General features: G+C 62.6%; 22 protein-coding genes. 6 read left to right on the forward strand and 16 right to left on the reverse strand.

Going from position 1 to position 25,678, the window contains the following annotated elements:
* Positions 1-3 precede the first annotated feature (3 nt).
* The 5 genes from IF10I1_RS17405 to IF10I1_RS17425 form a co-directional block, all read right to left on the reverse strand.
* Positions 4-1,242, reverse strand: coding sequence for an aromatic ring-hydroxylating dioxygenase subunit alpha (locus tag IF10I1_RS17405; protein ID WP_186393698.1), 1,239 nt, complete (start codon positions 1,240-1,242; stop codon positions 4-6).
* Between the two features lie 462 nt (positions 1,243-1,704).
* On the reverse strand, positions 1,705-4,266 hold the full coding sequence (locus tag IF10I1_RS17410; RefSeq protein ID WP_186393699.1) for an FAD-dependent oxidoreductase: 2,562 nt from the start codon (positions 4,264-4,266) through the stop codon (positions 1,705-1,707).
* A gap of 97 nt (positions 4,267-4,363) precedes the next feature.
* The gene (gene folD / locus IF10I1_RS17415) at positions 4,364-5,266 is read right to left on the reverse strand and encodes a bifunctional methylenetetrahydrofolate dehydrogenase/methenyltetrahydrofolate cyclohydrolase FolD (protein ID WP_094462909.1); all 903 of its coding nucleotides are present in this window, start codon (positions 5,264-5,266) and stop codon (positions 4,364-4,366) included.
* Between the two features lie 5 nt (positions 5,267-5,271).
* Positions 5,272-6,204 (reverse strand): electron transfer flavoprotein subunit alpha/FixB family protein, encoded by a 933-nt coding sequence (locus tag IF10I1_RS17420; RefSeq protein WP_186393700.1) that lies wholly within the window; start codon positions 6,202-6,204, stop codon positions 5,272-5,274.
* 17 nt (positions 6,205-6,221) lie between these two features.
* A complete protein-coding gene (locus IF10I1_RS17425; protein ID WP_186393701.1) occupies positions 6,222-6,971 on the reverse strand; it encodes an electron transfer flavoprotein subunit beta/FixA family protein in 750 nt (249 codons plus the stop codon).
* Positions 6,972-7,191: 220 nt separating this feature from the next.
* On the opposite strand from IF10I1_RS17425, the gene IF10I1_RS17430 reads away from it, so the two are divergent.
* On the forward strand, positions 7,192-8,226 hold the full coding sequence (locus IF10I1_RS17430) for a GlxA family transcriptional regulator (protein ID WP_058900129.1): 1,035 nt from the start codon (positions 7,192-7,194) through the stop codon (positions 8,224-8,226).
* A gap of 51 nt (positions 8,227-8,277) precedes the next feature.
* Here IF10I1_RS17430 and IF10I1_RS17435 read toward each other — a convergent pair whose 3' ends face one another.
* Positions 8,278-9,813 carry a BCCT family transporter gene (locus IF10I1_RS17435; RefSeq protein WP_244284763.1) on the reverse strand — a complete coding sequence of 512 codons (1,536 nt, stop codon included), beginning with the start codon at positions 9,811-9,813 and terminating at the stop codon, positions 8,278-8,280.
* Positions 9,814-10,415: 602 nt separating this feature from the next.
* Between IF10I1_RS17435 and purU the strand changes: the two genes are divergently transcribed.
* Entirely contained in the window at positions 10,416-11,300 is an 885-nt protein-coding gene (purU, locus tag IF10I1_RS17440; RefSeq protein WP_050474741.1) for a formyltetrahydrofolate deformylase, read from the forward strand.
* Between the two features lie 93 nt (positions 11,301-11,393).
* On the opposite strand, the gene clpA is transcribed toward purU, so the two are convergent.
* The 3 genes from clpA to IF10I1_RS17455 all read right to left on the reverse strand — a co-directional run bounded on the left by clpA (position 11,394) and on the right by IF10I1_RS17455 (position 15,212).
* Complete coding sequence (clpA, locus tag IF10I1_RS17445; RefSeq protein ID WP_050474740.1) at positions 11,394-13,826, reverse strand: ATP-dependent Clp protease ATP-binding subunit ClpA; 2,433 nt, start codon at positions 13,824-13,826, stop codon at positions 11,394-11,396.
* Positions 13,827-13,839: 13 nt separating this feature from the next.
* Positions 13,840-14,181 carry an ATP-dependent Clp protease adapter ClpS gene (gene clpS, locus IF10I1_RS17450; protein ID WP_019965759.1) on the reverse strand — a complete coding sequence of 114 codons (342 nt, stop codon included), beginning with the start codon at positions 14,179-14,181 and terminating at the stop codon, positions 13,840-13,842.
* Between the two features lie 698 nt (positions 14,182-14,879).
* Positions 14,880-15,212, reverse strand: coding sequence for a phasin family protein (locus tag IF10I1_RS17455; RefSeq protein ID WP_050474739.1), 333 nt, complete (start codon positions 15,210-15,212; stop codon positions 14,880-14,882).
* 356 nt (positions 15,213-15,568) lie between these two features.
* On the opposite strand from IF10I1_RS17455, the gene IF10I1_RS17460 reads away from it, so the two are divergent.
* Complete coding sequence (locus IF10I1_RS17460; RefSeq protein WP_050474738.1) at positions 15,569-17,191, forward strand: D-alanyl-D-alanine carboxypeptidase; 1,623 nt, start codon at positions 15,569-15,571, stop codon at positions 17,189-17,191.
* 15 nt (positions 17,192-17,206) lie between these two features.
* Here IF10I1_RS17460 and IF10I1_RS17465 read toward each other — a convergent pair whose 3' ends face one another.
* The gene (locus tag IF10I1_RS17465) at positions 17,207-17,890 is read right to left on the reverse strand and encodes a DnaJ domain-containing protein (protein WP_186393702.1); all 684 of its coding nucleotides are present in this window, start codon (positions 17,888-17,890) and stop codon (positions 17,207-17,209) included.
* A 110-nt stretch (positions 17,891-18,000) separates the two neighbouring features.
* Entirely contained in the window at positions 18,001-18,435 is a 435-nt protein-coding gene (locus IF10I1_RS17470) for a DUF1489 family protein (RefSeq protein WP_122519855.1), read from the reverse strand.
* A gap of 116 nt (positions 18,436-18,551) precedes the next feature.
* Between IF10I1_RS17470 and IF10I1_RS17475 the strand changes: the two genes are divergently transcribed.
* Positions 18,552-19,505, forward strand: a complete 954-nt coding sequence (locus IF10I1_RS17475; RefSeq protein WP_186393703.1) for an NAD-dependent epimerase/dehydratase family protein — start codon at positions 18,552-18,554, stop codon at positions 19,503-19,505.
* Between the two features lie 89 nt (positions 19,506-19,594).
* Here the strand turns inward: IF10I1_RS17475 and IF10I1_RS23105 are convergent, their stop codons facing one another.
* The gene (locus IF10I1_RS23105) at positions 19,595-19,729 is read right to left on the reverse strand and encodes a hypothetical protein (protein WP_256387621.1); all 135 of its coding nucleotides are present in this window, start codon (positions 19,727-19,729) and stop codon (positions 19,595-19,597) included.
* A 263-nt stretch (positions 19,730-19,992) separates the two neighbouring features.
* Between IF10I1_RS23105 and IF10I1_RS17480 the strand changes: the two genes are divergently transcribed.
* The gene (locus IF10I1_RS17480) at positions 19,993-20,751 is read left to right on the forward strand and encodes a DUF599 domain-containing protein (RefSeq protein ID WP_186393704.1); all 759 of its coding nucleotides are present in this window, start codon (positions 19,993-19,995) and stop codon (positions 20,749-20,751) included.
* On the opposite strand, the gene IF10I1_RS17485 is transcribed toward IF10I1_RS17480, so the two are convergent.
* Together IF10I1_RS17485 and IF10I1_RS17490 are read right to left on the reverse strand one after the other, a co-directional pair.
* Positions 20,634-21,878 (reverse strand): adenylate/guanylate cyclase domain-containing protein, encoded by a 1,245-nt coding sequence (locus IF10I1_RS17485; RefSeq protein WP_186393705.1) that lies wholly within the window; start codon positions 21,876-21,878, stop codon positions 20,634-20,636. The genes IF10I1_RS17480 and IF10I1_RS17485 overlap by 118 nt on opposite strands.
* A gap of 96 nt (positions 21,879-21,974) precedes the next feature.
* Positions 21,975-22,802, reverse strand: coding sequence for a YdcF family protein (locus IF10I1_RS17490; protein ID WP_050474754.1), 828 nt, complete (start codon positions 22,800-22,802; stop codon positions 21,975-21,977).
* 241 nt (positions 22,803-23,043) lie between these two features.
* Between IF10I1_RS17490 and IF10I1_RS17495 the strand changes: the two genes are divergently transcribed.
* Positions 23,044-23,451: a hypothetical protein gene (locus IF10I1_RS17495; RefSeq protein WP_122519852.1), complete on the forward strand. Its 408-nt coding sequence runs from the start codon at positions 23,044-23,046 to the stop codon at positions 23,449-23,451.
* Positions 23,452-23,521: 70 nt separating this feature from the next.
* Here the strand turns inward: IF10I1_RS17495 and IF10I1_RS17500 are convergent, their stop codons facing one another.
* Both IF10I1_RS17500 and IF10I1_RS17505 read right to left on the reverse strand, forming a co-directional pair.
* Positions 23,522-24,136, reverse strand: a complete 615-nt coding sequence (locus IF10I1_RS17500) for an ATP-dependent Clp protease proteolytic subunit (RefSeq protein WP_174235459.1) — start codon at positions 24,134-24,136, stop codon at positions 23,522-23,524.
* 149 nt (positions 24,137-24,285) lie between these two features.
* The gene (locus IF10I1_RS17505) at positions 24,286-25,536 is read right to left on the reverse strand and encodes a GGDEF domain-containing protein (protein WP_186424588.1); all 1,251 of its coding nucleotides are present in this window, start codon (positions 25,534-25,536) and stop codon (positions 24,286-24,288) included.
* Positions 25,537-25,678 lie beyond the last annotated feature (142 nt).

Raw genomic sequence — 25,678 nt, forward strand, 5'->3', positions numbered from 1 at the left:
ATCTCACTCCGCCGCGACTGCAAGGCCCGGCTGACGGGCCTTGAGGCGGTCCAGGTACCAGTTCACGAACTGGATAACACCGTCCTCGTGCAGGGTCGAATAGGGACCCGGTTCGTAAGCGGGCGAGCAAATGCCCTGCTGATTATGCTCGACGACGCGGCGGTCCTCGTCGTTCGTGTGCTCCCAGACCGTGGTCAGGTTCTTCAGGTCGTAATCGACGCCTTCAACCGCATCCTTGTTGACCAGCCAGGTCGTCTGGACCTCGGTTTCCATCGGGCTGATCGGGGTCACGCGGAAGGTGATCGAGTGATCGGTCAGGAAGTGGTTCCAGGTCGTCGGATAGTGGAACAGCAGCAGCGTGCCGGCATCCAGGAACGGAACCCGGCCAAGCCGCTTCTGAACCGCGATCTTGCCGTTGATCGTGTAGCTTTCCGCCCCATCCAGCAGCGGCATCCGGGCGATGCGGAACTGGCCGTCCGGCGCAATCTGGAAGCGCGAAGGGGCACCGGCGCCTTCGAGGCGGTTGAAGTGGTTCTCAACCTTTTCGGGGAAGGTGCCATCCGGGCTCACGCCGGTGATCGAGGGGTCTTCCGGGTAGGTCCGGCAAAGGTCGGGGTGGTTGCCCGCGCAGTGATAGCACTCGCGGTTGTTCTCCCAGACCAGTTTCCAGTTGCCGTTCTCGATGATCGTGGACTGGAACGCGACCTTGGCATCGCTCAGATCGTGAACGCCAAGATAAGGCGTCACGGTGCTGGCAAATTCATCGAAATCGGGCGCATTGGCCGCAAGGCAGATATAGACCAGCCCCGACACGACGCGGCAATGAACAGGCTTCAGGCTGTGCTGGGAGGGGTCGAACTCCTCGCCCATGTCACGCGCCCAGACCAGCTTTCCATCGAGGCCATAGGTCCACTGATGATAGGGACAGGTCAGCTTCGCCAAACGTCCCTTCGACGACGTGCAGATGACCGAACCACGGTGCCGGCAGGAATTGTGGAATGCCCTGATCTCCCCCTGGTTGTCGCGCAGCACGACAACATCATAGGCGCCGATCCGCAGCCGCTGGAAGCTGCCTGCCCTGTCCAGCAAGCAGGCCGGAAAGGCAAAGAGCCAATCGCGGTAGAAAATCGTCTCCATGTCCTCGGCAAACACCTCGGCCGAAGTGTAGAAGGCCTGCGGCAGGCCATAGCCGGGCTTGTGCTGGGCGATCAGATCGGAAAGGGGCTGGGAATGTCCTGGCATGATGGCATCCTGAAAAGCCGGCAGGTTGATCATTTGCGGCGAAGCCAGTCCGGCGGCTTCTTAGCAAGAGGATTAAATCTCAACTGGAGTTAGCCCTGTTAAGGGCTTTCCGCATCGTCACAACAGCGACCGTTCCTGTGCCGGATGCGACATCATTCCCAGGCCCTGCAACCTTCCCCGATCCGGCGGTCCTGCCTGCCCTGAGGCTGCGGCCCGGCACCTGCATTTCAAGCACGCCCCGTCCGGAGCACACGCGTCTCAAACCAGAGACCAGTCACCGCATCAGGGCACTGGAGAAGGACGCGAATCCCCCGCATTTCCTCAGTTTCCGGCAGGGTCCGCCGCAGCAGACCCTGAACAGCGCAAGCCCTGATCAAGCCGCTTTCAGGGGGGCAAGAGCAGCATCATTGACCTTGCGCCCGCAGGCGTAAGGTCAATGACTTTTGCACAGCGCCCCTCCGCTCAGCTTCTGGGCTTGAGGTTCTCCGGGTCATAGAGGGGCGCGTAGCCGATGCCGGCGACTTCGACGGGGTAGAGCTCGTCGAAATAGCTAACCTGCAGCTTGCGGCCCAGCTGGCAGTAGTCCCAGGGCAGATAGGCCAGCGCGATGTTCTTGCCGACGGTCGGGCCATAGGCAATCGAGGTCGTGTAGGAGCGGCGGCCGAGCGCATCGACCAGCACCTTGCCCGTGTCCGGATCCATCACCGGCAGGGTGCCGACGGGATAGCGGGCGGTGCCCGTGCTGTCGGTGTTTTCGGTCATCACCAGCGTGCAGAGCATCGCCGGCTGATGCTCGCGGGCACGGTATTCAACATGCTTTGCCTTGCCGACAAAATCCGGCTCCTTGACCTTCGGGCGGGCAAGGTCAGCCTCGAAGAGGTTGTATTGCGTCAGCAGGTCGGCGTTCTGCAGGCGCAGCGACTTTTCCAGCCGGCGCGAGTTGGCATAGGTTTCGACGCCGACGGCCATCACCCCTGCCCCGCGCAGCGCGTCCCAGACGGCCAGACCGTCGGAATAGCGCATGTGCAGTTCCCAGCCCTGCTCGCCCACGTAGGAGATGCGGAAAGCCATGACCTTGCAGCCCGCGATCTCGATCTGCCGGATGGCCGCGAAGGGGAAGTTCGCCACGTCCAGCGCATCAGGATCGGCGACGACCTTCTTGAGGTTCTCGCGTGCGTTGGGGCCCCAGATGCCGATGGTGGTATAATCTTCGGTCACATCCGTGATGGTGACGTCGAAGCCCTTGTCCTGCGCCACGCGGCGCATGTACATCTGATCGCGCGGCCCTGCATCGGCGCCGTTCACCAGACGGCAGCGGTCCTCCATGCGGAAGACGGTGAAGTCGGCGCGGACCATGCCTTCCTCGTCCAGCATGTGGGTGTAGATGCCCTTGCCGATATTGGCGTCGCCGCCGATCCTGGCCGCGCAGAGCCATTCCATCAGCGCCACATGGTCCGGGCCCGAGATGTCGGTCATGTGGAAATGCGAGAGGTTGATGATGCCGCAATCGGCGCTCATCTCCAGCTGCTCGGCGTTGGACACGCGCCAGAAATGGCGGCTGTCCCATTCGTTCTCGCGCAGCGGAACCTGATCTGCATATTTCTCGAGAAGATGCTCGTTGGCCGCGTAGCCATGAGCACGTTCCCAGCCGCCCAGCTCCATGAAATAGCCGCCCAGCTCCTTCTCACGCTCGTGGAACGGCGAGCGGCGGATGCCGCGGCCATTGGCGAAGGGCTCACGCGGATGAACCGGCGGGTTGTAGATCTTGGCCGCGGTTTCCTCGCAGCGGCCCCAGATGAAGTCCTCGGTCAGCTGGAAATCGCTGAACCGCGCATAATCGATGCGGTTGTGGTCGATATCCGTGCGGCCCTTGGTCATCCAGTCCGCGATCAGCTTGCCCATGCCCGGGCCATCCTTGACCCAGATCGCGACGGCATACCACAGGCCCCGCAGCTTGCGGCTTTCGCCCATCGAGGGCCCGCCATCGGTGGTCGTCTGAAGAAGACCGTTGAAGGAATGGCTTTCGTTGAAGCCCAGCTCGGCCAGGATCGGTGTCAGTTCCATCGCCCGCTCGAGCGGCTCGATCACATCTTCCAGCACCAGATCGCGCTGCGAGGGCGACAGGCGGGCCTCGTGCTTTTCAAGGAGATCGCGCGGATGAACCATCCGCACGTCCTTTTCATAATAGTAGCCCCACTCGATCTGGCCGCCTTCGGTGGTGTTGGGATCACCGGTGTCGCGCAGATAGGCCGAATTGCCCTGATCGCGCAGCAGCGGACGGCCGATCTCAAGACCGGTGCCGGCAAATTCATTATAAGGACCGAAGAAGGTCAGCGGATGATCGACCGGCATCACCGGCAGATCCTCGCCTGCCAATCCGGCAATGAGGCGGCCCCAGAGACCGGCACAGACCACGACATAGTCGGCCATGATCGTGCCGCGTGACGTGCGCACGCCGGTGACGCGGCCGTTCTCGTGCAGAAGCTCCAGTGCCGGGGTGTTGGCGAAGATCTTCAGCTTGCCCGCCGCCTCGGCCATGTCCACGAGCTTTGCAGCAACCGTCTGCGAACGCGGCACGACAAGACCGGCATCGGGGTCCCACAGCGCGCCCTGAATCTGGTCTTCTTCCAGAAGCGGGAACTTCTCCTTGGCTTCCGCCGCCGAAATCATGGTCACGTTGGTCCCGAAGGCGCGGCCGGAGTCCACCTTGCGCTTCAGTTCGGCCATGCGGGCGTCATCGCCCACGCGCGCGACTTCAAGTCCGCCGATGCGCTGGTAGTTGCCGAGCTTCTCGTAGAAGTCCATGGAATACATGGTGGTCCAGCAGGACAGGAAGTCATGGCTGGTCGCATAGCAGAAGTCGGAGGCATGGGCGGTCGAACCGATGTCCGTCGGGATGCCCGACTTGTCGATCCCCACGATGTCATCCCACCCGTTTTCGATCAGGTGATGGGCGACAGAGGCACCGACAATGCCCCCAAGACCGACAATGACAACGCGGGCACGGGACGGAAACGTGGACATGTTCTTTTATCCTCAAAGGCTGCGGCCATACGGCGGGGCCGCGGGTCATGGGTCTAGGTCATGGTCCCGCCGCCCAAGGCGGCAGGAAAGCGTCGTGTCAGTTGAACGCAGGAAGGCCTGCGCGGCGGCAGGCGGCAATCAGCGTGTTGTGCATCAGTGTCATGATGGTCATCGGCCCGACCCCGCCCGGTACAGGCGTGATCGCCCGTGCGCGGAGGCTGGCGCCAGCGAAATCGACGTCGCCAACCAGATGGTTCTTGCCGTTCAGGGGCACGCGGCTGGTGCCGACATCGATCACCGTTGCGCCCGGTTTGATCCATTCTCCGCGGATCATCCCGGCTGAACCGACGGCGGCCACAACGATATCTGCCCGGCCAACCTTGCCGGCCAGGTCAATGGTCCGGGAATGCGCCAGCGTGACGGTGCAGTTTGCAGCCAGCAGCAGCTGCGCCATCGGCTTGCCGACGAGGATCGAACGGCCGACAACGATCGCGTCCAGCCCGGCGAGATCCCCGAGGCTGTCCTTCAGCAGCATCAGGCAGCCGAGCGGCGTGCAGGACACCAGCCCCGGCAGGCCCGAGGCAAGATAGCCGGCGTTTACGGGGTGCAGACCGTCCACGTCCTTGGCCGGATCAATCGCCTCAATCACGGCGAGGCTATCAAGGCCCTGCGGCAGGGGCAGCTGCACGAGAATGCCATCGACAGTATCGTCACCGTTCAGTTGTTCCACGAGCGCAAGAAGACCAGCCTGCGACACCGTTTCAGGCAGCACATGCTCGAAGCTCTCCATCCCCAGCTTGCGGGCCATGCGCCCCTTGCTGCGGACATAGACCTCGCTGGCGGGATCCGTGCCGACGAGCACCACGGCAAGGCCGGGCCTGCGGCCGGTATGCCGGGCGAAGTCTTGCACCTGCTGCGCGATGCGCGCACCAAGCGCATCGGCATGAGCCCGGCCGTCGATGATCGCAGCCCTCGCAGGCTGGTGTTCGGCAGCAGTCATGGTGCTCACAGGGCGCGCTCCAGCTCGGGCAGGACGTCGAAAATGTCACCGACAATGCCGTAATCGGCAACCTGGAAGATCGGCGCCTCGGCATCGGTGTTGATGGCGACGATGATACGGCTGTCCTTCATGCCCGCAAGATGCTGGATAGCACCGGAAATGCCGCAGGCAATGTAGAGATCCGGCGCGACGACCTTGCCGGTCTGACCGACCTGGAAGTCGTTCGCAGCGTAACCTGCATCCACCGCAGCGCGGCTAGCTCCCACAGCGGCGCCCAGCTTGTCGGCCAGCGGATTGATGACCTGCTCGAACCGCTCTTTGGAGCCAAGCGCACGGCCGCCCGACACAACAATCCTGGCCGAGGAGAGATCGGGACGGTCGCTGACCGACAGAAGATTCTCGCGGAAGACGGACAGGTCCGGTGCGGCAGGAGCCTCAACGGTGACGACGTCAACGGGCGTGCTGCCAGTGGCCGCCGGTGCGAAGCTGGCTGTGCGGATGGTCAGCACGCGGACCGGTCCCGGCGCCTGTACGACCTCGATGGCATTGCCGGCATAGACCGGGCGCTTGAAGGTGTCAGGCGCAAGGATGGCGGTCACGTCGGAGACCTGCATCACATCGAGAAGCGCGGCGGCACGGGGCAGCACGTTCTTGCCGCTGCTGGTCGCGGGGGCAAGGATGGTGTCATAGCCGCCGGCGAGCGAAACGAGGAGCGCGGCAGCCGGTTCAGCCAGCCGCTCGGCGAGCGCGCCGCTTTCCGCCAGAAGGACGCGGCGGACGCCTGCAAGGGCTGCAGCAGCCTGTGCTGCGGGCCCGGCGTTCTGGCCCGCGATCAGAATATCCACCTCGCCGCCGATCTGCAGCGCGGCGCTCAGGGCACGGGCGCTGTGTTCGGACAAGGAGGCATTGTCGTGGTCGGCAAAGAGAAGAATGGCCATGTCGTTGTCTCCCGGGTTCAGATGACGGCGGCTTCGGTTTTCAGCTTGTCGAGAAGCTCGGCGACGGTGGCGACCTTGATGCCGGTGGCGCGAGTGCCCGGCTCTTCGACGCGCAGGACACGAAGACGCGGGGCAATGTCCACGCCCAGTTCCTCGGGCGTCTGCTGCACCAGCGGCTTCTTCTTGGCCTTCATGATGTTGGGAAGGCTGGCATAGCGCGGCTCGTTGAGACGCAGGTCCGCAGTCACGACCGCGGGCAGCGTCACTTCGATCTGCTGAAGGCCGCTGTCGATCTCACGCGTGACGAGCGCCTTGTCCTGCGAAAGCTCGACCTTCGAGGCGAAGGTTGCCTGGCTCCAGCCCAGCAGCGCCGACAGCATCTGGCCGGTCTGGTTGCAGTCGTCATCGATGGCCTGCTTGCCCAGAATCACGAGCCCCGCCGCCTCAGCCTGCGCCACCTTCTGCAAGATCTTTGCGACAGCCAGAGGCTCGACGCGGCCCTCGGCAAGGATCAGGATTGCCCGGTCGGCGCCCATGGCAAGGGCGGTGCGCAGCACCTCCTGTGCCTGCGCCGGGCCGACCGATACGGCGACAATCTCCGATGCCTGCCCGGCTTCCTTCATGCGGATGGCCTGCTCGACCGCAATCTCGTCGAAGGGGTTCATCGACATCTTCACATTGGCCAGATCCACGCCAGTACCGTCGGGTTTGACGCGGATCTTGACGTTGTGATCAACCACCCGCTTCACCGGGACAAGGATCTTCATGGCGCTTCCCTTCTGTCAGCCACCTAAAGGAGTGGCATGTCCGATTGCGGCCCCTGCCGCCGCTCCGCCCGCCCGGTTGTGACAGGGGCAAGAGATGGCAGCAGGCGCTTCTGCTTATGCCCGACTTTGCCGGATGGATGCTCTGCGCAACAGGACATTTGCGTCATCAAAGGATTAGAGCTACGACATGAGTGCGACACTTTGAACCACAGGCCCCATCATGAGCCTTGCCCCCACCCAGCCGAGCCCCCCGCCGCCACGGCCCGCCCCGCATCCGGTGCGCCGCCAGCAGGGCAACACGCGCCTGTCCGTCGGTTTCATCCTTGCCCGGCGTTTCACGCTCTGCGCCTTTGCCAATTTCGTTGACGTCCTGCGCCTTGCCGCGGACGAAGGCGACCGCAGCCGGCCGATCCTGTGCAACTGGACAGTGCTGTCGGACACGATGGAGCCGGTTACCTCAAGCTGCGGAATCAGTGTCCAGCCCAAGGAGCGTCTGGGTGACCCGGCCCGCTTCGATTACATCGTCGTCATTGGCGGACTGATGGAGGATGAAGCGGTGCTGCCGCCGGGCTATCACCGCTTCCTGCACGAGGCGGCTGCGGCGGGCGTGCCACTGGCCGGCGTCTGCACCGGGGCCTTCCTCCTGCACCAGGCAGGACTGTTGAATGGCTACCGCTGCTGCGTCAGCTGGTTTCACCATGCCGACTTCCTCGAGCAGTTCGAAGGGCTTAACCCCGTCACGGACCAGATCTTCGTGGTCGACCGCGACCGGCTGACCTGCTCAGGCGGGGTCAGTTCCGCCCATCTGGCGGCCTATCTGGTCGACAAGCACGTCGGCCGCGCCCAGGCCAGCAAGAGCCTGCACATCATGATCATCGACGAGGCGCTTCAGGCGGACAAACCGCAGCCCGGGATCACGATGGACTTCAAGACCCGCGATCCGATGGTGCTGCGCGCCCTTTTGATGATGCAGCAGAACATCGAGCAGCCCTTCACCGTGGCCGAGATCGCCAGCCGGATCGGTCATAGCAAGCGCCAGCTTGAACGGCACTTTCAGGCTGCGCTCGGCACGTCGCCGCAGTCAGCCTTTCTGGACATGCGCCTGTCACTCGCCCATCACCTGATCGTCACCGGCGAACGGCCAATCTCCCAGATCGCGCTGGAATGCGGGTTCTGCGACAGTTCGCATCTGAGCCGGATGTTCCGCCGCCGCTACGGGCAGACCCCGCAGGGCTTGCGGCAGGCACGGAGCTGACAAAAAAGCGCCCGCAACATGTGCGGGCGCCTTCTCTTGCGATCCAGAAGTTCAGCGCGGTTCGCTGGCCAGGCCCTTCCAGATTGCGACGCACATCAGCAGCAGCAGCACCGTGAAGGGCAAGCCGGTCGAGATGACCATCGACTGCAGAGAAGACAGGCCTCCCGCAGACATCAGGAGCACGATCGCGACGATCCCCTCGAACACGCACCAGAACACGCGCTGCGGGACCGGGGCATCCACCTTGCCGCCTGCGGCGATGGTATCGATCACCAGCGAGCCCGAGTCCGATGACGTCACGAAGAAGACGATCACCAGCACGATCCCGATGAATGAGGTGATCTGGGCCAGCGGCAGTCCGTCCAGCATCGTGAACAGCTGCAGCGGCAGAGCAGAGTCGCGAACGGCGCCATAGCCGTCACGGACCAGCTGGCTGATCGCCGTGCCGCCAAAGATCGACATCCAGATCACGCAAACGAGTGACGGGATCAACAGGACACTGATCAGGAACTCACGCACGGTGCGGCCGCGCGAGACACGGGCAATGAACATGCCGACAAAGGGTGACCAACTGATCCACCAGGCCCAGTAGAACGAGGTCCAGCCCTGCATGAAGTTCACATCGTCGCGCCCAACCGGGTTCGACAAGGCAGGCAGATACTGAAGATAGGCCAGAAGAAAATCGCCCATATCCGTCATCAGCAGAAGCGTCGGCCCGGCGAACAGAACGAACATCAAAAGCCCGAAGGCCAGAACCATGTTCAATTCGGACAGGCGCTTCACCCCGGCTTCGAGCCCCCGGATCACCGAATAGAGCGCGATTGCCGTGATCCCGATGATCAGAATGACCTGAGATGTCTCATTGACCGGCATCCCGAACAGCTTGTTGAAGCCGGCGTTGGCTTGCACAGCTCCCAGGCCGAGCGAGGTCGCCAGCCCGAACAAGGTCGCAAAGACTGCAAGGATATCGATGACGTGCCCGGGCCAGCCCCAGACACGCTCGCCGAAGATCGGATAAAAGGCAGAGCGGATCGTCAGCGGCAGACCCTTGTTGTAGCTGAAAAGCGCCAGGCTGAGCCCCACCACCGCATAGATCGCCCAGGGGTGCAGCGCCCAGTGGAAGATTGTGGCAGCCATGCCCAGCCGGATCGCCTCCTGCTCGCTCGCCGCAGCGCCAAGGGGGGACCAGTCCGTGCGGACCCCGTCAGCGCCCGCCTGTATGCCGCCCGCCGCCGAACCGAAGTGACTGAGCGGTTCGCTGACGCCATAGAACATCAGACCGATGCCCATGCCAGCGGCAAAAAGCATCGAGAACCAGCTCAGATAGCCAAAATCAGGCACTGCGGCCGCCCCGCCAAGCCGGATCTTCCCAAAAGGGCTGACCACCAGCACGAGGCAAAGGATGACGAAAACATCCGCCGCCCCGATGAAGAACCAGTCGAAGCCCTTCGTCACACTGGAGAAAACAGCCGAGAAAACATCCCCTGCAAGCGACGGCAGCGCCAGAGTGAAAACGACGAAGGCTATGACGCAAAGGGCGGAGATCAGAAAGACGGGATTGTGAACACTGTAGCCCAACGGCCCCAGCCGCCCGTCTATATTGTCCTGACCGACCTCGTAGCCGGTCTGTATTGCACTTTCGGGCGGATGATTTCTAATCCGCTCTCCGGCGTGTTCGCCGTTCTTTGTCACATTGGTCAAGCTTCCATCCTCCTGAAGTTGGCACAGTGCCTGCCTGAAGGGGAGTCTCGCCGACGAACGCCGTCTTGATTTTTGGCATGAAACAAAGCATCCCCTGCGGCCGGAGCGCAAAGCACCGCCCGTTCAGGAAGGAGGAAAACCCTCCGGCGTTTTTTTCATGCGATTTGCGGCTGGCTCGAACGAGAGACGAGACAAGCAACTGGTACCCGTACGGTTATGGGTCGAAGTGACGCAGTTCCGCAGAACGGGAACGACATTCCACCAGTAGTATTGCGTCCTGCGGACAATACACCGAAAGGCGTTCCGCCTTGTGAGCTTGCCGAGACTTGCAGGCCATGGCGGCCTGACGCAAAGCTGCTGGTCCTGCGTCGCAAATCTTCACGCCCGGACCTGCCGCAACGGCTACGGCTAACAAACAGGCCGGAGCCCTCTTCGCAACTTCCCCGGCCCCCGTCCCCTGTTCAGCGGCCGCGAAAAGGAAATTGCCGATGTCCCAGCTTATCCTGACATTATCCTGCCCCGTACGGATCGGGGTTGTCGCGACGATCTCGTCCTTCCTGGCGAATGCGGGCTGCAATATCCATGACAGTTCGCAGTTCACCGACGTGCAGAACAACCGCTTCTTCATGCGGCTCAGCTTCGTTTCCGAACAGGGCCGCACGCGCGAAGAGCTGGACGAGGCGTTCCGTGCAGAGATAGCAGGCTCGGACATTGTCCATTCCTTCCATGATCTCAGCGAGAAGATGAAGGTCGTCATCATGGTCAGCCGTTTCGGGCACTGCCTGAACGACCTGCTCTACCGCTGGCGGATCGGGGCCCTGCCCATCGACATCGCGGCCGTCATCTCGAACCATATGGATTATCAGAAGGTGGTGGTGAACCACGATATTCCGTTCCACTGCATCAAGGTGACCAAGGAGAACAAGGCACAGGCCGAAGCCGAGCAGATGAAGATCGTCCGCGATACGGGCGCCGAGCTGGTGGTTCTCGCCCGTTACATGCAGGTGCTGTCGGACGAGATGTGCACCAAGATGTCCGGCCGGATCATCAACATCCATCACAGCTTCCTGCCCAGCTTCAAGGGTGCCAACCCCTACAAGCAGGCCTTTGACCGCGGCGTGAAACTGATCGGCGCAACCAGCCACTATGTGACGGCCGATCTGGACGAAGGCCCGATCATCGAGCAGGACACGGTGCGCGTGACCCATGCCCAGAGCGCCAACGACTATGTGAGCCTCGGACGTGACGTCGAAAGTCAGGTTCTCGCCCGGGCAATCCACGCGCATATCCACCGCCGCGTCTTCATCAGCGGCGATAAGACCGTGGTGTTCCCGGCAAGCCCGAACGAATATGTATCCGAGCGCATGGGCTGATCATCCAGCCATACATCTTGCCACTGCCAAAATGAAAAACGCCCTGCAGCTCCTTATCCGGGAACTGCAGGGCGCATTGTTTTAAAGGGCCGGTCAGTCGGCCAGCGGCACCTTGGGAACGCTGGACTTCTTCGGGCCGGCCTTGGGTGCAGGCTTTGCCGCAGGCTCGGCGGCCTTGGCGGCGGGAGCCTTGCGCTTCTTCTTGGCCGGCAGCGTCTCGGGTTCCGGCGCGGGGGCTGCCTTGCGCTTTTCCTCGACGGTTTCGAGCAGCAGCCCTGCCCCGTCCTCGCTGACGGTGACCTTGACCGTGCCGCCCTTCTGCAGCTTGCCGAACAGCACCTCGTCGGCCAGCGGCCGCTTGATGTGCTCCTGGATGACGCGGCCCAGCGGGCGGGCGCCCATCTGGCTGTCGTAGCCCTTGTCCGCCAGCCATGCCACGGCTTCCGGCGTCAGTTCGAAGGTTACGCCGCGGTCGGCGAGCTGCGCCTCCAGCTGCATGACGAACTTCTCAACCACCTGATGGATCACCTGAACCGGCAGATTGCCGAAGGGGATGACCGCATCGAGACGGTTGCGGAATTCCGGCGTGAACAGCTTGTTGATCGCCTCCTGATCATCCCCTTCCCGCTTCAGCTTGTTGAAGCCGATGGGGGCTCTGGCCATGTCGGAAGCACCGGCATTGGTGGTCATGATCAGGATGACATTGCGGAAATCGACCTGCTTGCCGTTGTGGTCGGTCAGCTTGCCGTGGTCCATCACCTGCAGCAGGATGTTGAAGAGGTCCGGGTGGGCCTTCTCGATTTCATCCAGCAGCAGCACGCAATGGGGATGCTGGTCGATGCCGTCGGTCAGCAGGCCGCCCTGATCGAAGCCGACATAGCCCGGAGGCGCGCCGATGAGGCGGCTGACCGTGTGGCGCTCCATATATTCGGACATGTCGAAGCGCAGCAGCTCAACGCCAAGCGAAGCTGCAAGCTGGCGGGCGACTTCCGTCTTGCCGACGCCGGTGGGGCCGGAGAACAGGTAGCTGCCGATCGGCTTGTTCGGCTCGCGCAGGCCCGCACGGGCGAGCTTGATGGCGCTGGAGAGCGTTTCGATGGCCTTGTCCTGGCCATAGACCACACGCTTCAGGTCTTCCGTCAGGCTCGACAGCACGGCTGCATCGCTCTTCGACACCGACTTGGGCGGGATGCGGGCCATGGTGGCAATCGTCGTCTCGATTTCCTTGACGCCGATGGTCTTGCGGCGGCGGCTTTCCGGCAGCAGCATCTGCGAGGCGCCGGTTTCATCCAGCACGTCGATGGCCTTGTCCGGCAGCTTGCGGTCATTGATGTATTTGGCCGACAGTTCCACCGCCGTCTTGATGGCCTCGTTGGTGTATTTGACCTTGTGGAAGTCCTCGAAATAAGGCTTCAGGCCCTTGAGGATCTCAATGGCATCCGGCACCGAGGGCTCGTTCACGTCGATCTTCTGGAAACGGCGCACGAGGGCCCGGTCCTTCTCGAAGAACTGGCGGTATTCCTTGTAGGTGGTCGAGCCCATGCAGCGGATCGCGCCCGAGGCCAGCGCCGGCTTCAGCAGGTTGGAGGCATCCATCGCCCCGCCTGAAGTGGCGCCCGCACCGATCACCGTGTGGATTTCGTCGATGAAGAGCACCGCGCCCGGATACTCCTCGATCTCCTTCACCACCTGCTTCAGGCGCTCCTCGAAGTCGCCGCGATAGCGGGTACCGGCCAGCAGCGCGCCCATGTCGAGCGAGAAGATGGTGGCATCCTGCAGCACTTCGGGCACGTCCTTGTTGACGATGCGCCGCGCCAGGCCCTCGGCAATCGCGGTCTTGCCCACGCCCGGGTCACCGACGAAGAGCGGATTGTTCTTCGAGCGGCGGCACAGGATCTGGATCGTGCGCGTCACTTCGGCGTTGCGGCCGATCAGCGGATCGACCTTCCCGGCCTTGGATTTCTCGTTGAGATTGACGCAATAGGCCTCGAGCGCGTCATTCTTCTTCTTCGGCTTGGATTCAGCTTCTTCCGGCATGGCAGCTTCATCCTCCACGCCCTGGACCGGGCGCGGCTCAGACAGCCCCGGCCGCTTGGCAATTCCGTGAGAGATGTAATTGACGGCATCATAGCGCGTCATGTCCTGCTCCTGCAGGAAATAGGCGGCATGGCTCTCGCGCTCGGCGAAAATCGCGACAAGCACGTTGGCTCCCGTCACCTCTTCCCGTCCCGAGGACTGGACATGGATGACGGCACGCTGGATGACCCGCTGGAAGCCGGCCGTCGGCTTGGCATCCTCCTCGCCGCCCGTGACGAGGTTTTCCAGCTCGGTCTCGATATAGTCGACAAGATTGCGGCGCAGGAGATCGAGGTCAACGCTGCAGGCGCGCATCACGGCTGCCGCGTCCTGATCATCAACCAGCGCCAGCAGCAGGTGCTCAAGCGTCGCATATTCCTGCTGCCGCTCGTTGGCGAAGGCCAGAGCCTGATGCAGGGCTTTTTCGAGGCTTCGGGAGAATGACGGCACGTGTCTGGTTCCCTTACTTTTTCTCCATCACGCATTGCAGCGGATGTTGATGCTTGCGGGCGAAGTCCATGACCTGGGTCACCTTCGTCTCGGCCACCTCATAGGTGTATATTCCGCACTCCCCGACACCATGGTGGTGCACGTGGAGCATGATCCGTGTCGCTTCCTCCCGGTTCTTCTGGAAGAAGCGCTCGACCACATGAATGACGAACTCCATCGGGGTGTAGTCGTCATTCAACAACAGCACCCTGTACAGATTGGGCCGTTTTGTGACCGTCTTCGTCTTTGTGACGACGACCGTCCCGGCATCTCCATCCTCATTCCGGCGCGATCCGCTTGCCATTCCCGTGCCCATCTTGTCTTTTCTGCCGCTCAACTCCCTGCGGAGGAGCGGGCTGCCCCGCAGGCCGGTTCACGGCATTGTGAGCAGCTGTCATTCAATCACAATGCAGCTCTCTGCAAACCCTGTACCAAGGCCTGCCGGACCATGATGTCCATCAGCCTACACCGCCGTATGTTACCACAGTCTCACCGCCACACCGGGCAGGAGGCCATGTGCCCCATACTATAATGACTCATGCCAGAGCCCCATAACAGATCCTGATCCTGACGCCGTTACGGCGCCCGTGCAATGGCCTGTTTTGCAGATGGCGCCAAGTCCGGTCCTGTCAAGCCCTGCAGCGGCCTCCGGTCTTCTACCAAGGCTCTGAGATGCTGACGCATCACGCCTTGAAAATGCTCAAGCGCCGCACGGGCTACCGGCGCTCGAAGAGTCAAGCTCATCGAGCGCCGGTATTAACCAATGTAGGGATGGCATCGCATTATGGAAGAGGCTGCCTGCGCCAGGCTGGAGCGCGGCCCGTGCGGAAACCATCGCACATGCGGCGATGTTCCTGGGCGGCCTCCGTGGCACCTGCGCAAAGAACAGGCAAAAAGGCAGCGGCGGCCGCCTCGGGACCCCTGGTATTTTTTGCAATGCAAAAAAGGCCTGACTGCCGGGCAGCCAGGCCTTTTCATATTTCACAGGCGCGGCGCTTCAAAGCGCCGGAAAGCTCACTTGCCGAGCTTGGAGAACATGCCTTCGTAAGGCTTGTACAGATCCTTGGCCATGTCGGTGTACATTTCACCGATCTTGGTCATCTCGCTGACAACGCCTTCGTAGCTGGTCTTGAAGAACTCGCTCTGAGCTTCAAAAGCCTTGTCGAGGGACTTGGCGGACACGATCTTTTCCATGGCGGCAGAGCTTTCCTCGAAGGACTTCTTCTGGAAGTCTGCAATCTCGGCAGCAATCGCCTGCAGGGACTTGCTCATGTTGCCAGCAGCCTGCATGGCCTGGTCCATGTTTTCCTTGCCCAGCTTCTGGATGTCGTCAAAATTGTTCATCATGTCCTGCCCTCGCTCGTGAACCCGCTATGGGAAATCTTGCTCGGCGCGTTTCGCGTCGGGTTGCCTAATAATGACGCAATGCACAAGAATGTCAACGTTCTTTTTTGCACCGCAATATAACGGAGACTACGTAGACGCGCTGTTAGGGTTCACGAGCGATTAAAATTGACCCTGCTTTACTGATTTGTAACCGCGTTCCGGGCAAGGTGGCTTCACGGGGAGCGTTGGGACGATTGCTCGCGTCATGCGCAGAGATGCTGCGTGACGGGGACCGATCCCTTCCGGCTTGGTTAAACCCAGAACGGGAAGTTGAGAGTTCGGTTAGTATGCCTGATTTGCACGCAGCATCCTCTTTCATGAGATTTGCAAGACGAGCCCTTGGTGCAGTTGCCATTGCACTGAGCCTTTCGGTCACTCCGGCCTCAGCCCAGCAGAATCCGAGATATGCCGGGATTGTGGTCGACGCCAAAACGGGAAAGACGCTCTACTCCGCCTCGGCGGACGAGTTGCGCTTCCCTGCGTCGCTGACCAAGGTCATGACGCTTTATATCGTGTTCGAGGAACTTGAGGCCGGGCGCCTGCGCATGGACACGCCCCTCAAGGTCTCGGCCTATGCGGCGGCCCGCCCGCCCTCAAAGCTTGGCCTGCGGCCGGGCTCCACGATTCAGGTCCGGGATGCGATCCTGGCGCTGGTGACGAAGTCTGCCAATGACGTGGCGGCCGTTGTCGCGGAGAATATCGGCGGCTCCGAAGCGCGCTTTGCCGACCGCATGACCCGCACGGCCCGCCAGATCGGCATGAGCAAGACCACCTTCAAGAACCCGCATGGCCTGCCGAATGCCGGTCAGCGCACCACCGCGCGCGACATGGCAACCCTCGGCCGCGCCATCCAGGACCGTTTCCCGAAGCATTTCGAGCTGTTCAAGACCCGTTCCTTCACCTACCAGGGCCGCACCCACGGCAACCACAACCGCCTGCTGGGCGCGGTTCCGGGTGTGAGCGGCATCAAGACCGGCTACATCAACGCCTCCGGCTTCAATCTGGTCACCTCGGTTGAGCGTGACGGCCGTCAGATCGTTGCCGTTGTCATGGGCGGCAACACGGGCCGCTCGCGCGATGCGCAGATGGTGAAGCTGATCAACGAATATATGCCCAAGGCGAGCCGCGGCCCGCGGACGGCACCGCTCCTGGTGCACAACACCTCCTCGGCCATCGTGGCCGACGCCAAGCCGACGGCTCCGATCCGCGTCAACGCACCGCTGCGCGCACCTGTGCCCAACAGCAAGCCTGACTCCGAGCCGGCCGTCCTGCCCTTTGCCGTGGCCTCTGCCGCGGATGCTCCGGCGCCAGTTCCGGCACCTGCGCCGCAGGCACCGGTTCAGGCCGCTGCTGCAGCTCCGGCCCCTGCCCCTGTTCCGGTTCCCGCCCCGGCTCCGGCTGTCGCCGCAGCCCGCACGGTTGTGCAGCCGCAGCAGGAGATCCAGATCGCATCGGCCGATGGCAATGTCGCCCTGCCCTCACCGGCCCCTGCGATTGTCGTCGAAACCTCGACCATCACGCCGGGCATCAGCCCCAAGCCGTCTCCGCGCGTGGCCGCTGCCTTTGCCGTGATCGAGGCAGCTCCGGTGGAAACCGTGCCGGCGCCTGAAACGGTTGCCCACACTCCGGCGCGCGCCACTGCCGCGGAAAAGACGACCGTGACCGTGGCCACCAACAACACCGCTGATGCCGCTCCCGGCTGGCAGGTTCAGATCGGTGCAGCCGTGTCGGAAACGGCGGCCATCGGCCTGCTGAAGAAGGCACAGGCGGCGACGGGCTCTGCCCTGCGCAACCGGGATCCTTACACCGAGGAAGTGACCGCGAAAGGCCAGACCATGTACCGTGCACGTTTTGTCGGCTTCCAGGACAAGAACCAGGCACAAGCCGCCTGCCAGTCGCTCAAGCGTGCGAAATTCAATTGCTACACCATCTATCAGTAACTGCGTGGGGTGGGATCAATGTCCTCTGAGAAGCTTGTCTTTAGCCTCGTTGAGTTTCGCAGCCAGGAAGCTCGTCCCGCCGTGGTCGGGATGGAGCCGCTTCATAAGCCGGCGGTGCGCAGCTCGGATTTCCGCTTCGCCGGCGCCGGGCGCAAGCCCCAGGATCTGGTAGGCCTCCTCATCTGTCATGGCGCCCGGGCGCGCCGTGCCGCGATGCCGGTTTGCGGCATCCGCCTCGAAGTGTACACGCCAGCCGGGCAGCCGGCCGTCGAGGTAAGCTTCAAATAATCTGCGGCTGGCGGGATCTGCCGCCAGCTCTGCCCACAAGTCCCTGAGCTCGCCGGACTGAAGCGAGTTCAGGGCGCGTCCGGCGAACCGCCCGGCCTTTACCGCCCCCCGCACCTCCCCGCTCTGCCCATCCCGCTCCATGACGAGCCAGGGCGTTTCCTGCCGTCCGATGCGCAGGCCGCCCCTCTGCCAGGGCAAGGCCCAGCCGAGCAACGGGGCGCCCAGACTGGCCGCAACAGCCGCCAGCCCGATCCGCCCGGTGAGCGCCAGGATAACGGCAATGGCAAGCAAGGTGATGCCGCCCACAGCGCGGGTTCTGCGCGCCAGAAGCTTCGGCGAGGCCGAGGTGAAGGATTTTCCGGCGAGCAGGAAAACAGCGAGCAGCAGAAGGCCAAGCAGCAGATACGGCATAAAGGGATCCCGGGTGCGTCACTGCCGGACTATCCGGCCCTGCCCCATCCTGCAAGACCCTCTGCCGCCTGCGCAAGCCCGGAGCCCGCAAGCCCAGCTGCCGCGATGACCTAGAGGAGCCCGAGTTCGGCCAGTTCCCGGCGCATTTCCTCGGGCATGTCGCCGCCCGTGCGGGTGCCCTTGATGTCGGCGGGGGCTTCGTTGTCCTTGAGATAGCGCCAGCCCTGGAACGGGCGGCGGGGCTGCATCTGGGTCAGAATCAGCCTTGGCTCCAGCACCAGATCGCAGCGGTTGACACCTGCCTCGTCCGTGAAGGGGCGGATATCCGTCAGAATCTGCCGCACCTGAACGAAGCCCTTGATCACCCAGTAAAGCGAGCCGCCATCCAGCAGCTCTTCCTTCCGGGTCGGGATCATCCGCGTCGTATGGGTCTGCTCGGCCGGCAGCCCGGCTGCGCGCAGCTGATCCATGCGGAAATCGATCCACGCCTGAAGGTCTTCGACGCTGTCGGCGCCGACACAGAGCTTTACCAGATGAAGTGCCATGCCCCGTGCCTAGCAGAGCCTCCCGCCCCCGGTAAAGAGGCAAAAAACCACCGCCGGGGAGCATGGCCGGAAGAGGCTGCCAAAGAGGGGCTTTTGCACAGGCAGGATGAACAGGCTTGCCATCCCCCGGCGAAGCAGCTTCACTGGTTCACATGGATGTGTTCCTTACCGGTGCGACCGGCCTCATCGGCAGCGCGATCCTGCGGCGTCTCCGCCAGGACGGGAGACGTGTTGCGGCACTTGCGCGTTCCAGCGCCAGCGCGGAAGAAATCGACAGCCTCGGCGCCATTCCCGTGCCGGGTGATCTTGAAGAACCGGAAACGTGGATCCACAGCGCCTTGTCCTGCAAGGGAATCATTCACGCGGCTGGCGGTCCTGCGGCTGCGGAGCGGCACTTTGCTGCCGTCATGCGGCAGGCCTGCCTGCAGGCCGCAGCACCGCCGCGGCTGGTCTACACGGGCGGAATCTGGCTTTTTCCGCCCTCCGGTGAAGCGGTGCTGAGCGAAAGCACCGCCTTTGAACCGCTGCCCGCCTTCGGTCATTCGGCCGAGATCATCCGGTCCCTGCAGAACGTGCAGCGCATGGGTGTCGCCGTCATTCATCCCGCTCTCGTCTGCGGCCCGGACGCCGGGCCCCTGGCGGAGATGGCTGCGGCGGCCTGCAGCTCAGAACCCTTCCGCACGAAAGCAACGGAAGACACGCTCTGGCCGCTTGTGGATGCGGATGATCTGGCGGAGCTCTACCTGCTGGCACTCGATTCAACCCAGTTCCGCCTCAGCCTGTTCGGTGCTGGCATCGGTTCGGCCCGGGTTGGCGAGATTGCCGGACTGGTGGGCGAAGCCTGCGGAGCACCGGTCACGCTTGAGGCGCTGAGCGGGACCCCGGAGGACCCGCGGCTCGACTGGCAGGCAGGCTATGGCCGCTCGCAGACCGTCTCCCCCGCAAGAGCCATCAAGATGCTGGGCTGGGCGCCGAAACGCACCAGCCTTGAAAGCCTCGTCGGCATTGCGGCAGGTCCCCTGCCCTCCCCGCTGCCAAGGCGGGAGACGCCCGGGCCGGCCACCGGCTGAATGCAAGGCACATGGAGTGCTCATGAAAGAGTACCCATGAAAAAAGGCGCGGTGTTGAGCCGCGCCTTCTTCCTGGACATCTGGGGCTGTTATCCCGCGATTGCGACCGCCGTCTTGGCAGTTTCTGCATCAGCGAACAGCATGACCAAAGCCAGCATGCCCCCGAGAACGATCACCGTCCACGCGGTGACGCCCCAGCAGGACTTCTGTACGTTTTCGTCCATGAAAACCCTTGTCTGTGGGAACGCCATAAGGCACTTGCCTCAAATATGGCGTCTTTGCGGCATGATATTTAATGAAGGGCTAACGCCTTCGCAAGCGCAAAATCGCCATAGCTGCTGTGCCGGCTATGCATTCCTGGGAATTTCCGTGATGGGCCATGGACTTGCACCGCCCGCTCATGCATCTGATAGTTCTGGATAATCCGGACCGCTGTCTGATTCCGGTAAGGTTTTGGCAAGGTTCCGGAAACTTTTAGGAAAATTTCATGGCAGCGCTGTCCACAATGGATCTCATCGCCCTTGGCATTTTTCTGGCCACCTGGCTCAGCTTCAACATCCTTGTGGAACTGTCCCCCTTGCGGGAACGCACCTTGTCCAAAATGATGGAGGAGTACCGCTTCGCCTGGATGCGGACCATGGCACTGCGGCAGGTGCGGATCATGGACACGGCGATCCTGACCGGGCTGCAGCAGGGTACCAGCTTCTTTGCCTCCACCGCCCTTCTGGCGATCGGCGGCTCCTTCACTCTGCTGAATGGCACGGAGCGTATCCTGCAGGTCGCAGGCGATCTCTCGGTGCCGATCGAATACAATCGCACCGTCTGGGAAATCAAGGTGATCGGCCTGATGCTGATCTTCGCCTATGCCTTCTTCAAGTTCGGCTGGGCCTACAGGCTTTTCAACTACTCCAGCATCGTCATGGGGTCGGTGCCGGACGCGGTCACGGGCGACAAGGACGTGATCCTGAACACCTCCTACAAGGCCGCCCGGTTGAATGCGCTGGCAGGACGACATTTCAACCGGGGTCAGAGGGCCCTGTTTTTCTCCATCGGCTTTCTCGGCTGGCTGGCAGGCCCGTGGGGCCTGATCATCACCACTGTCTCCGTTGTCGCCGTGCTGCTGCGCCGTCAGTTCGCGTCGAATGCCCGCACGGCCGTCATGGCATCGCTGCAAGGGCTGGCACAGGGCGAACCGCCCAACGGCGGAGAAAAGACCGAAACCGGCTCGTCGAATCCCTTCACGTAATAGGTGCCGACCTTTCCGCTCTGGCACCCCAGCATTCCGGCAACCGCCTCCGAGGCGAGGATTTCCCGGTCGAGAGCCTTGGCAAGGCCGGCAATGCGCGAGGCGAGATTGACGGCCGGGCCGACGACAGTGAAATCCAGCCGCGTTTCGCTGCCCACATTGCCGAAGAACACATCACCGGCATGCAGTGCGATGCCCACCTTGATTTCCGGATTTTCCGCGCAGCAGTTGTGGTTCACTTCGGCAATGCGCATCACGGCTTCCTGTGCCGCAAAGACAGCACGCCGCGAGGCCTCCTGCGCCTCATCCGCGGACTCATAGGGGAAGATCGCCATCACCTCGTCACCGATGAACTTCAGCACTTCACCCCCTTGCGCCTCGACGGCAGATGCCATCGCGCCAAAATAGGTGTTGAGCAGTTCGATCAGCTTTTCACCCGGCAGCCGGTTGGAAAGGGTCGTGAAGCCGCGCAGATCGGCGAAGCTGATCACGGCGGAGATCAGTTCGCCGCCGCCGCGCTTGATACTGCCCTGCAGCACCCGGGATCCGGCGCGCGGCCCGACATAGGTGTCGAGCAGCGTTGACGCCGTGCGGCGCAGGGTGTTGAGCTCGCAGATCAGCCCCAGCGGCCGGGCGATGGACTCAAACACGGCAAGATGGGCGGGCGTAAACCCGGCTTCAGAACGCGTTGCCAGCGTAAGGGCTTTGTTGGTACCGTCCGAGAAGGGCAGCGGCATGGCGATGTAGTCCTTGAAACCCCCGTCCCGCAGCTCGGGAAGAATGCCGTATTCGCCCTCTTCCGGCTCCGGCGTGACCCGGATACGGACGGAACGGCCTTCCACATAGACAACCTTCAGCGGGCTGCGGTCATAGGATGCCTGCAGATCCGGCGCTTCCATGTAGCGGCGCAGCTCCGTTTGGCCGTCACTGGTCCACAGGGCGCTCTCCGCCCGCACATTGGGATGCAGCAATGCAATGCCGGTGCTGATCCTGTCGACCGGAATGCGCGCTTCCCGCAGGCGCTGGCCCAGATGGCGGACCAGCTCCTGGCTGTCCTGCACCTCGACCGCTTCGCCATAAAGCCACTGAATGATGTCAGCCGCAGCAAGCGGCGCCTCGAAAGACATCGGAGTCTCCGTATCCGGCTATCAAGTCTTGAAGATAGGAGCCCGGGGCCGCGTTGGGAAGATGGCTTGTGCTTTACCAGTGCGTTCACACCGGCTTTACTGATCCTCAGGCGAGGGGAACAGGGACGAACTGCGCCCGCTCATCCAGTAGACGGCGAGGCCAACCCATTCCTTGACGGCGATATCCACCCGCAGGAACCCCTCGGACGAGGACCCGAACGGGCGCCAGATATCCTGTGGGCCACGGGTGCGCCAGTCGACCGGATAGGCGATGACACCTTCCCAGCCCGCCTGCCGGAACACGCCCATGGCGCGCGGCATGTGATAGGCTGACGTCACCAGCAGGAATTTTTCGCCCGGCTGCGGCGACAGCAGAGCGCGCGTTTCCACCGCGTTCTGCCAGGTGTTGCGCGAGCGGTCTTCCATCACGATCCGTTCCGGATCGATGCCGAAGCCTTCAAACACACGCTCCGCCGCAACGGCCTCGGTGGTGGCACTGGCAAAGAGCAGGCCCTCCCCGCCCGAATGGACGACCTTCGCCTGCGGATAGCGCCGCGCCAGTTCCGGCACCACGGTGAGCCGTTCCGCCGCCATGGTGATGCCCGGATAAGGCCGGGAGCTGGAAACCGTCGTGTCGAGGGCACCGCCCAGAACGATGATGGCGCTCACCTCGTCCGGCAGCGTTTCAGGTGCGGGAAATCTGTCCTCCAGCGGAACGGTGATCATGTTGCCGAAGGGCGAAAGGCCAACCAGAACATAGAGGAGGATGCCAGTCCCGCTGAGAAAAATCCCGAACTTGCGCAGGCGGGAGACGAGCAGGCAGAGAAAACCGGCGCCGAAAACGAGCAGGATGAAATTCGACGGACGCATGAAGAAGAAGGCAATCTTGGAAAGATAGAAAAATACGTTCTCAGCCAGTTCCATGTCCGCGTCCGCCTCGCTCCTGTTGACCGCCCCGCGCCGCTTGTAGCGCATCACACCGGCCGCTGCATGGCAAAAACCTCAAGACGAGGGGTGATCCCCGGCCCCGGCGCGTCTCAGCCTGTCATTTCTTACAATTTCGATGGATTGCTGCAAGCCGTGACCCAGATCACAGGCCCGTGAAGCCACCTGACGCACTCTGACACCCGGCTGGAGACAGGGCATTTCAGCAAGGGGCAGAGACATGACACTTTATATCGAACTGGGCGGACGTTCCGTCATCGAGCGCGCGGTGCGGCAGGTCGTGAACGCACGCAGCGGGAGCCAGTCAGGCATCAGCGGCATGTTCACGCCACAGCAGACTGCGCAGGCCAGCGAAGATCTGACCGAGTTCCTGACCTTTCTCTTCGGCGGCTCGCCATTCTATGAAGGTCCGGCCATTCATCTGTCCTTTTCCTGCCTCTGCACGTCCCATGCGGCCTTCGATGAGGTAAGGGACCTGTTCACGCGGGAGCTGACGCTGCGCCCGCAAACGGCCGGATTGCGGCCGCAGGTGCATGCCGCGCTGGAACAGATCCGCCATCATGCCGTGCGCCAGCCGCATCCAGCGCGTGCGCAGGAGAGGCCGCAGTTTCAGGCGCGATCCTTCTGACCTTTTGTCCGCAATGCAAAAAGCCGCCGGCAGAACCGGCGGCTTTCGCATGTCAGGGGCATAAGCCAGATTACTTCACTTCATCAGCGCTGCTGACGACCTTGCCGACGAGGCCATAGGCGATGCCCTCTTCCGGGCTCATCCAGTAGTCGCGGTCGGTGTCCTTTTCGATGCGCTCGATCGGCTGGCCGGTGGCATCGGCAAAGATCTGGTTCAGGCGGTCGCGCATCTTGATGATTTCACGGGCCTGGATCTCGATGTCGGTCGCCATGCCGCCGGCACCGCCGGACGGCTGATGCAGCAGGAAACGGGTGTTCTTGGTGCAGTAGCGGCGCTCTTTCGGAACCGACACGTAGATCAGCGCCCCAGCGCTTGCCACCCAGCCCATGCCGAGGATACGCACCTGCGGACGGATGAAGCGGATGGTGTCGTGGATCATGTCGCCGGATTCGACGTGGCCGCCGGGCGAAGAGACGATCACCGTGATCGGGTCGCCGGAAACCTGAGCCAGAGCCAGCAGGCGTGCGCAGACGTCACGGGCCAGTTCCTGGGTGATCGGCCCGGTGATGAGGACGGTGCGCGCATCGAACAGATGCTTGTCGACCTGAACCGACTGCGGCGTCTTGGTCTTCTCGTCCTCGTCGTCATCGAGGCGGGCCGGCACCGGATTCATATAATTGCTCATGCGCAGGAAAGCTCCATTGTCACGGTGCGCCGGCAAGGCCGGCACGGGTTCTCATAGGCCCATACTTAAGCGAAGCGCTGCCGCCCCGCAATGAAGACACGCATTTAGACACACAAGGGTTATCAACTGGGCAACAACAGCAGCCGTCTTCAGGATTGCGCGCCTGGCGCATAGTCACCGGCACCGGCCGCTGCGATGGCTGGGGACGGCGCGGCGCCCTTGCCGCCTGCAGCATCTTTGCCGTGCAGGCCCTCCACCTCGACACAATCGCGCCCCTTGCGTTTTGCGGCATAAAGCGCCCAGTCCGCGCGCTGCAGCAGCCCATCCACATCGGCGGCGGTCACCGGCATGATGCCTATTCCGGCGGAGACGGTGATCCTGAAATCGGGGTTGCCGCCAAGCATGGACAGAACGCGCGTATGCACGCGAAGCCCTTCGGCCAAGCCATATGCTGCAAGTGCGGCATCCCCCGTCAGCAGGCAGGCAAATTCCTCGCCGCCGATCCGGCCGGTCAGCCCGTGCGGCCCCAGACGGTCCCGCATCAGCTGGCTGAAGGCCTGCAACACCGAATCTCCGCCCGCATGGCCGAAACGGTCGTTGACGGCCTTGAAGTGATCAAGGTCGCACAGGATCATGCAGACAGGTGTGCCATCCCGGCGGGCCGTCTCAAGGGCAACCGCGGCAGCACTGCGGAATGCCCCCCGGTTCAACAGGCCGGTGAGAACGTCCTCCTCCGCCTCACGCCGCAAATTCTGCAATTGCCCGTCGCGGAAGAGCATTGCGCTGGCCAGAATGGCAGCGGAGGACAGGAGGATCGCCACCAGAAACTGCAGGACACTGCCCTTTGCGCCAAGGCTGGAGAAATACTCCGTGGTCTCCGGCGCGCTGATCAGGAGCACCATGCGGGAGGCATGCATCAGCGAGGCACCAGCGAAAAGAATCGCGAAGACCAGCCGCACCGGCTTTGACAGAAGCAGTGCGCGCTGGAACTCGAAGGCCGTGACGGCGGACACGAACATGAGAATGAAAGACAGGGACGTCAGGCGCAGCGTGGTGTTTTCGAGGAAACCCGGGACGATGCAGAGCCCGTTCCACAGGATGATCGGGGTGAGCATGGCCAGCAGCGAAGTGTGGCGGCCCGAAAAATGGCGGGTCGCAGCGTAACCAAGACCTGCCCCCAGACAGAGAAGGGAATGGCCCAGATGCAGCACCCAGAGCCCCGTGAGGCTTTCACGCGAGGCCAGCAAGACAAAGCCGGGCACCCGCACAAGCAGGCTGACGGACCAGAGCAGAATGCCGGCGTGCTCTCGCTCAAGCCGCCATTGGCGGAAGAGCTGAAGCCCGCCGGCTAAAAAAAGGCAGGCGAACACAGCCAGCATTGATGGAGTATCAATGGTCAAACCAATCCCCTGCACCTTCCCCGAAGCCACGTTAGGCTGACAGGATTTAGCGGGAAGTTAAATCAGTTCAGTCGCTTGAGGTTTTTTCATCACACGGTGTTTCAAGACCGGGCGCCCGCTTTCTGAATATTCTCAAAAGCGG

The organism is Pannonibacter sp. I15F10I1 (assembly GCF_900185665.1).
GTDB classification, from domain to species: Bacteria; Pseudomonadota; Alphaproteobacteria; order Rhizobiales; family Stappiaceae; genus Pannonibacter; species Pannonibacter indicus.